Source organism: uncultured Brevundimonas sp., assembly GCF_937870815.1.
Lineage (GTDB): Bacteria > Pseudomonadota > Alphaproteobacteria > Caulobacterales > Caulobacteraceae > Brevundimonas.
This window is the reverse complement of the sequence record NZ_CALMZS010000223.1, coordinates 1-7,209: the sequence shown is the minus strand read 5'-3', so window position 1 is coordinate 7,209 and position 7,209 is coordinate 1. Positions and strand designations below refer to the sequence as shown.

7 protein-coding genes are annotated in these 7,209 nt (G+C 69.6%); 4 read left to right on the top strand and 3 right to left on the bottom strand.

Annotated elements, in window-relative coordinates; translation table 11 throughout:
• The 3 genes from greA to ligD form a co-directional block, all read left to right on the top strand.
• The coding region (greA, locus tag Q0588_RS15610) for a transcription elongation factor GreA (RefSeq protein ID WP_298748109.1) at nt 1–404 on the top strand (404 nt) is incomplete at its 5' end.
• Nucleotides 405–518: 114 nt separating this feature from the next.
• Nucleotides 519–665: a hypothetical protein gene (locus tag Q0588_RS15605; protein WP_298748107.1), complete on the top strand. Its 147-nt coding sequence runs from the start codon at nt 519–521 to the stop codon at nt 663–665.
• A gap of 87 nt (nt 666–752) precedes the next feature.
• Complete coding sequence (gene ligD, locus Q0588_RS15600; RefSeq protein ID WP_298748105.1) at nt 753–3,365, top strand: DNA ligase D; 2,613 nt, start codon at nt 753–755, stop codon at nt 3,363–3,365.
• A 7-nt stretch (nt 3,366–3,372) separates the two neighbouring features.
• Here ligD and Q0588_RS15595 read toward each other — a convergent pair whose 3' ends face one another.
• From Q0588_RS15595 to Q0588_RS15585, 3 genes are all read right to left on the bottom strand, one after another.
• Nucleotides 3,373–4,206: a Ku protein gene (locus Q0588_RS15595; protein ID WP_298748103.1), complete on the bottom strand. Its 834-nt coding sequence runs from the start codon at nt 4,204–4,206 to the stop codon at nt 3,373–3,375.
• A gap of 158 nt (nt 4,207–4,364) precedes the next feature.
• On the bottom strand, nt 4,365–6,020 hold the full coding sequence (gene groL, locus Q0588_RS15590; RefSeq protein ID WP_298748101.1) for a chaperonin GroEL: 1,656 nt from the start codon (nt 6,018–6,020) through the stop codon (nt 4,365–4,367).
• Between the two features lie 118 nt (nt 6,021–6,138).
• The gene (locus Q0588_RS15585) at nt 6,139–6,423 is read right to left on the bottom strand and encodes a co-chaperone GroES (RefSeq protein WP_298748099.1); all 285 of its coding nucleotides are present in this window, start codon (nt 6,421–6,423) and stop codon (nt 6,139–6,141) included.
• Nucleotides 6,424–6,674: 251 nt separating this feature from the next.
• On the opposite strand from Q0588_RS15585, the gene Q0588_RS15580 reads away from it, so the two are divergent.
• Nucleotides 6,675–7,127, top strand: a complete 453-nt coding sequence (locus tag Q0588_RS15580; protein WP_298748096.1) for a hypothetical protein — start codon at nt 6,675–6,677, stop codon at nt 7,125–7,127.
• Nucleotides 7,128–7,209 lie beyond the last annotated feature (82 nt).

Sequence of the window (7,209 nt, the reverse complement as noted above, 5' to 3'; positions counted from 1 at the left end):
CCCACCCGAACCTCGTCACCCTCGAGGGGCTGGCGAAGATCGAGGCCGCCCTGGCCGAGGCGCGGGCGGCCTATAACGCCGCCCAGGCCGGGGGATCGATCGAGGCCGACCGCACCGCCATGGCCCGCGCCACCCGCGAGCTGCGCTACTGGTCGGCCCGGCGCGCCACCGCCCAGCTGGTCGAGACCCCGGCCGACGGCCGGGTCCGCTTCGGCGGCTCGGTGACCCTCTTGCGCGAGGACGGCCGCACCCAGACCTGGCGCATCACCGGCGAGGACGAGGCCGACCCGGCGAAAGGCTCGGTCAGCCACGTCTCGCCCCTCGCCGTGGCCCTGATCGGCAAGCGCGTCGGCGACGAGGCGACCGTGGCCGGACAGACGGTCGAGATCACCGCCGTCGATTGAACGGTTGTGGCCGGGGCCAAGGCGCCCCACCTTGTACGCATCCCACGCCGCTCCCCGGCGTTCTCCCGACGCCCCCGCGTCAGGCGCAGCCGCGCCGGAAAGGAAGCCACGCCGATGGCCCGTAAGCCCAACTACAGTTTCGAACGGATGGAGCGCGACCGCGCCGATGCGAAGAAGGCCGCCGAAAAGGCCGCCGCCAAGGCCGAGAAGCGCGCCGCCGCCCGGGGCGAGACCCCCTCGGAAGAACCGCAACCGGAATAGGGGCCGCCGTGCGGCCGATCCGCCTCCGTCGATTGAGCCATCCGCGCGCGGGCGCGTTCCCCTGCCGGTGATCGACGGGAGGCCCGGGTGCGCGGCGAGCTGGAAACCTACAGGCAGAAGCGCGATTTCGGCGACACGCCCGAGCCGAAGGGCAGGAAGGGCCGGGCCCGCGAGGCCGGCCTGACCTATCTGATCCAGCGCCACGCGGCGACGCGCCTGCACTACGACTTCCGCATCGAGCTGGACGGGGTGCTCAAGTCCTGGGCGGTGACCCGGGCGCCGTCGCGCGATCCGGCGGTCAAGCGGCTGGCGGTCGAGGTCGAGGACCATCCGCTCGACTACGGGACCTTCGAGGGGACCATCCCGGCCGGCAACTACGGCGCCGGCACGGTGCAGATGTGGGACCGGGGGACCTGGGAGCCGCAGGAGGACGACCTCGCCGACGCCTTCAGGCGCGGCGCCGTCAAGATGATCGTCCACGGCGAACGGCTGCAGGGCAGATGGGCCCTGATCCGCATGAAGACGGATCGCGGCAAGCCCCCAAAAACCGGAAAGCAGCGCAACAACTGGCTGCTGATCAAGGAGAAGGACGAATTCGCCGTCCCCGGCGAGGGCGACGCCAATATGGAGATCGACGCCTCGATCACGACGGGCCGCAGCCTCGCCGAGATCGCGGAAGGCAAGAAGCAGTGGATCTCGCCGGCGAAAACGAACAAGCCCGCGCCGCCCAAACCCGAGGCGCGCGCCGCCGTGACCAGCCACGCCGCCAAGCCCCACGCCTTTGTCCCCATCCAGCTGTGCAAACTCACCAACTACCCGCCGCAGGGAACCGGCTGGGTGCACGAGATCAAGTTCGACGGCTACCGGCTGCAGGTCGCCTCCGGCGGCGGAAGGGCCACGGTGCGCACCCGCAAGGGCCTCGACTGGTCCGCCAAATTCCCCGAACTGGCTGCCGACGCCGCGCATTGGCCGGACGCGGTCGTGGACGGCGAGCTCTGCGCCCTGGCCGAAAACCACATGCCCGACTTCTCGGCCCTGCAGGCGGCCATCTCCGGCGGCGATACGGGCGAGCTGGTCTATTTCGCCTTCGACCTGCTGTTCGAGGGGCCGGAGGACCTGCGCAAGCTGCCGCTGTCGCACCGCAAGGCCCGGCTGCAGGCGTATATCGACCGCATCCCCAAGGGCGCCGGCAAGCGCATCCGCTACGTCGACCATTTCGCCACCACCGGCCAGGCCATCCTCGAGAGCGCCTGCCGCATGGATCTCGAGGGGGTCATCTCCAAGAAGCTGGACGCGCCCTACCAGGCCGGCCGCTCGAACACCTGGCTGAAGTCGAAATGCCGGGGCGGGGACGAGGTGGTCATCGGCGGCTGGACCTCGGACGGCGGCGGCCGCTTCCGCTCGCTGATCGTCGGGGTCCAAGACAAGGGAGGGCTGCGCCACCTCGGCCGCGTCGGCACAGGCTATAACCAGACCCTGCTCAAGACCCTGCTGCCGCAGCTCAAGGCGGCCGAGACCGACAAAAGCCCCTTCATCGGCAAGGATGCGCCGAAGAGGTCGCGCGCCGGCGGGGTGACCCTCCACTGGACCCGGCCCGTGCTGGTCGCCGAGATCGAGCACGGCGGCTACACCGACACCGGCTCCCTGCGCCACGCCGCCTTCAAGGGGCTGCGCGAGGACAAGCCGGCCCGGGAGGTCACCGACCCGCCGCGGACGCCGGCCGACCCGGCGAAGGAGCCCGGAAGCCATGCCGCCGCCGCGCCGCTGGCCATGCCGGGCGAGTCCCGGCCCGCGGCCGGCAAGGGCAGGCTGGTCGTCGCCGGCGTGACCATCTCCAGTCCCGACAAGGTGCTGTGGCCCGCCGCCGACGGCCGCGCCGCGATCACCAAGGCGGAACTGGTCGGCTATTACGAGCGGGCCGCCGACCGCATCCTTCCCCACGTCGCCGACCGTCCGCTGTCGATCATCCGGGCCCCGGAAGGGATCGGCGGCGAACGCTTCTTCCAGCGCCACGCCATGCCCGGCTCCAATCCGCGGCTGAAGCTGATCGACGTCAAGGAGCGCAAGCCCTACATCGGCGTCGTCGACGTCGGCGGCCTCGTCGCCATCGGCCAGTCGGGCGGGCTGGAGCTGCATCCGTGGGGCTGCAAGCCCGGCGATCCCGAAACCCCCGACCAGGTCACCTTCGACCTCGACCCAGACGAGGGCCTCGACTTCGCCGACGTCATCGCCGCCGCGAAGACGATGAGGAAGGCGCTGGAGGGGCTCGGCCTCAACCCCTTCGTCAAGACCACCGGCGGCAAGGGGCTGCACGTCGTGGTCCCCGTCCTCGCCGACGGCGAGAGCCGCATCGAATGGGACCAGTGCAAGGCCTTCGCCAAGGCGGTGTGCGAACGGGTCCGCCGGGCCGAGCCCGATCGCTTCACCACCACCCTCGCCAAGAAGGCGCGCGGCGGGAAGATCTTCCTCGACTATCTGCGCAACGGCCGCATGGCCACCGCCGTCGCCCCGTGGTCGCCGCGCGCCCGCCCCGGCGCCGGCCTCGCCTTCCCCCTGTCCTGGGGCCAGGTGAAGAAGGGCCTCGACCCCAGGGCCTTCACCCTCCACGACGCCGCCGCCCTGCTGAAGAAGCCCGATCCGTGGCGGGATTTCCGCGCCGGGGCGGTCAACCTGCGGCCGGTGCTGAAGAAAATTCTCTGACCCTTCCCTACGCCGCCTTCTTCTTCGCCGCCGCCTTCCTCGCCGGCGTCTTGCGGCCTGCGCCGGCCGAGCCCTTCAGGCTGGCCCGCAGCGCCGCCATCAGGTCGACCACATTGGTGTCGTCCGGCTCGGGCGCCTCGACCAGCCCCTTGCCGCCCTTCTGCCTGGCCCTGATCATCTCCCTCAGGGCCTCGTCGTAGCGGTCCCGGAACCGCGACGGATCGAACTCGGCCTCCTTCTGGCCGATGATCCGCGTGGCGATCTCGACCATGTCCGGATCCGGCTTCACCTCGGGGATGTCGTCGAAATAGTCGGCGGCTTCGCGCACCTCGTCATGGGCCCGCAGGCTGTAGGCGACCAGCCCCTTGCCGCGCACCTCCAGCGCCACCTGGCGCTCGCGGCCGCGCAGCACCAGGCAGCCGATGGCCACCTTGCCGGCGGCCTTCATGGCGTCGCGGATCACCGCGAAGGCCTCGGCCCCGACGCCCTTCTCGGGGACCACATAGAAGGGGTCGTTCCAGTACAGCCGGTCGATGTCGTCCTCGTCGACGAACTGGTCGATCGAGATGGTCCGCGTCGACTCCAGCCGGACCTTGTCGAAATCCGCGTCGTCGAACAGCACATACTCGTCCTTCGACACCTCATAGCCCTTGACCAGATCAGACCGCTCCACCGGCCCGGCCTCGGGATCGGTCGGCACCATGCGGATGCGGTTGTTGGTCCGGGGATTGATCAGGTGGAAGCTGACGTGCCCGGTCGTCGAGGTCGCTGTGTAGAGCGCCACCGGACACGTCACCAGCGACAGCTTCAGATGCCCCTGCCAGGTCGGTCTCGCGGCCATGATCGGCTCCCTGTCACAATGTCCGGGAGTCGAACGCCGCGACCGCGCGATTCGTTCAGGCCGGGCCCCCGGCCAGGGCGTCTCCCGGCATAGAAAAAAGGGCGGGCCCGTCTCCGGACCCGCCCTCCTTGCTCGTTCAGCCTGGACTGGGCGTGGACCTAGAAGTCCATGTCGCCCATGCCGCCCATGCCGCCGCCGCCCATGCCGCCGCCGGCGCCGCCGGCCGAGGCCTTCTTCGGCGCGTCGGCCACCGCGGCCTCGGTGGTGATCATGATGCCGGCCACCGAGGCGGCGTCCTGCAGGGCGGTGCGGACCACCTTGGCGGGGTCGATGACGCCCATGGCGACCAGGTCGCCGTACTCTTCGGTCTGGGCGTTGAAGCCGTAGGTGGCGGAGGTGTTGTCCAGCACCTTGCCGACCACGATCGAGCCCTCGACGCCGGCGTTCTCGACGATCTGCCGGATCGGGGCCTGGAGGGCGCGGCGGATGATGGCGATGCCGGCGGTCTGGTCGGGGTTGTCGCCGGTCAGGCCTTCCAGCGCCTTGGTGGCCTTCAGCAGGGCGATGCCGCCGCCGGGGACGATGCCTTCCTCGACCGCCGCGCGGGTGGCGTTGAGGGCGTCGTCGACGCGGTCCTTCTTCTCCTTGACCTCGACCTCGGTCGAGCCGCCGACGCGGATCACCGCGACGCCGCCGGCCAGCTTGGCCAGACGCTCCTGCAGCTTCTCCTTGTCATAGTCCGAGGTGGTGTCCTCGATCTGCTTCTTGATCTGGCCGATGCGGGCCTCGATGGCCGACTTCTCGCCGACGCCGTCGACGATGGTGGTGTCGTCCTTGGTGATGGTCACCTTCTTGGCCTTGCCGAGCATGTCGAGGGTGACGTTCTCCAGCTTGATGCCGAGGTCTTCCGAGATCACCTGGCCGCCGGTCAGGACGGCGATGTCCTCCAGCATGGCCTTGCGGCGGTCGCCGAAGCCGGGGGCCTTGACGGCGGCGACGCGCAGGCCGCCGCGCAGCTTGTTGACGACGAGCGTGGCCAGGGCCTCGCCCTCGATGTCCTCGGCGATGATCAGCAGCGGACGGCCCGACTGGACCACGGCCTCGAGGATCGGCAGCATGGCCTGCAGGCTGGTCAGCTTCTTCTCGAACAGCAGGATCAGCGGCTCCTCGAGCTGGGCCTCCATCTTGTCGGCGTTGGTGATGAAATAGGGGCTCAGATAGCCGCGGTCGAACTGCATGCCCTCGACGACATCGAGCTCGGTCTCGGCGGTCTTGGCCTCCTCGACGGTGATGACGCCCTCGTTGCCGACCTTCTCCATCGCCTTGGCGATCATCTCGCCGACCTCGAGGTCGCCGTTGGCCGAGATGGTGCCGACCTGGGCGATCTCGGCGTTGTTGGAGACCTTCTTGGACGAGGCCTTGATCTCGGCGAGGACGGCGGTCACGGCCTTGTCGATGCCGCGCTTCAGATCCATCGGGTTCATGCCGGCGGCGACCGACTTGAGGCCTTCCTGGACGATCGACTGGGCCAGCACCGTGGCGGTGGTGGTGCCGTCGCCGGCCTTGTCATTGGTCTTGGAGGCGACCTCGCGGATCAGCTGGGCGCCCATGTTCTCGAAGGCGTCCTCCAGCTCGATCTCCTTGGCCACCGAGACGCCGTCCTTGGTCGAGCGCGGGGCGCCGAAGGACTTCTGGATGATGACGTTGCGGCCTTTCGGGCCGAGGGTGACCTTGACCGCATTGGCCAGGACGTTGACGCCCCGCAGCATCTTCTCGCGGGCTTCGGTGGAGAACTGAACGTGTTTCGCGGCCATGTGAGGCTGCTCCTTTGAAGAGATGATTGGTGATTAGTGATTGGTGATTGCTGTGATTAGCGGCGGCGCCGGACCGGTCTCGATCGCACTCGCCACTCATCACTATCCACTGATCACTCTAGAGGACGCCGAGAACGTCCGACTCCTTCATGATGATCAGGTCCTCGCCTTCCAGCTTGACCTCGGTGCCCGACCACTTGCCGAACAGGATGCGGTCGCCGGCCTTCAGCTCCAGCGGGTTGACCTTGCCGCTGTCGTCGCGGAGGCCGGGGCCGACGGAGATCACTTCGCCTTCCTGCGGCTTCTCCTTGGCGGTGTCGGGGATGATGATCCCGCCCTTGGTCTTGGATTCCTCTTCCACGCGCTTCACGAGCACGCGGTCGCCGAGCGGACGAAACGCCATCTGTAGTGTCTCCCAAAACAGTTTCGATTGAGCCCCCGGGCCCGGCTTTGGCAGCCGCCACCCCCGAGTGCTAACGCGAAGCGCAGGTAGGGCTCCCGCCGGCCGGCGTCAAGCGTGGCGACGCACGAATTCCGGCCGGGCGGCGGCGCGGCGATGAACGGGGCCTGAACGGCGGGCTCCGGAGCCATACAGGCGGCCGCCGCCATCAAGGCGGACCAATCCGCCCGCGGGCGCCGTCAAGGAGCAATCCGATGCGAATTTCGATCAAGACCCTCGCCGCCGGCTCGGTCGCGGCCCTGGCCCTCGGCGCCGCCGCCGCCCCGGCCAGCGCCCAGTCCTACGGCTACGGCGGCGACCCGCTGGTCGACGCCATCATCCGCGGGGTGATGGTGGCGACGGGCGACAACGGCCGCTACGGCCAACAGGCCGGGACCTACCGGGGCCCGGACTGCCAGTATTACCGCGACGGCCGCTGCTACCGGAACCTCGGCCACTGGGAGCGCGAGCACGGCATCAACAGCCGCGACGGCTACTACGGCGACCGCCAGTACAACGGCCGCTACGTCGAGGGCCGCACCTACGCCGGCCGCGGCTACTACCGCGACGGCCGCTTCTGGCGGAACCACGGCCAGTGGCGCAGCGCCCAGAACCGCAACGGGCGGCGCGACCGCGACCGCGACTACCGCTACGATCGCCGCTGGTAGGACCGCTCCCTTTCGCCCGGCCGCATGAGCAGGGCCGGGCATGGGCGGGGAAGGCGGACGCCGGCGACGGCGTCCGCCTTTT

Coding starts and splice junctions, on each gene's coding strand:
- Q0588_RS15605 (WP_298748107.1), top strand. CDS start 519: ATGGCCCGTAAGCCCAACTACAGTTTCGAACGGATGGAGCGCGACCGC.
- Q0588_RS15595 (WP_298748103.1), bottom strand. CDS start 4,206: ATGGCCGCGAGACCGACCTGGCAGGGGCATCTGAAGCTGTCGCTGGTG.
- groL (WP_298748101.1), bottom strand. CDS start 6,020: ATGGCCGCGAAACACGTTCAGTTCTCCACCGAAGCCCGCGAGAAGATG.
- Q0588_RS15585 (WP_298748099.1), bottom strand. CDS start 6,423: ATGGCGTTTCGTCCGCTCGGCGACCGCGTGCTCGTGAAGCGCGTGGAA.
- Q0588_RS15580 (WP_298748096.1), top strand. CDS start 6,675: ATGCGAATTTCGATCAAGACCCTCGCCGCCGGCTCGGTCGCGGCCCTG.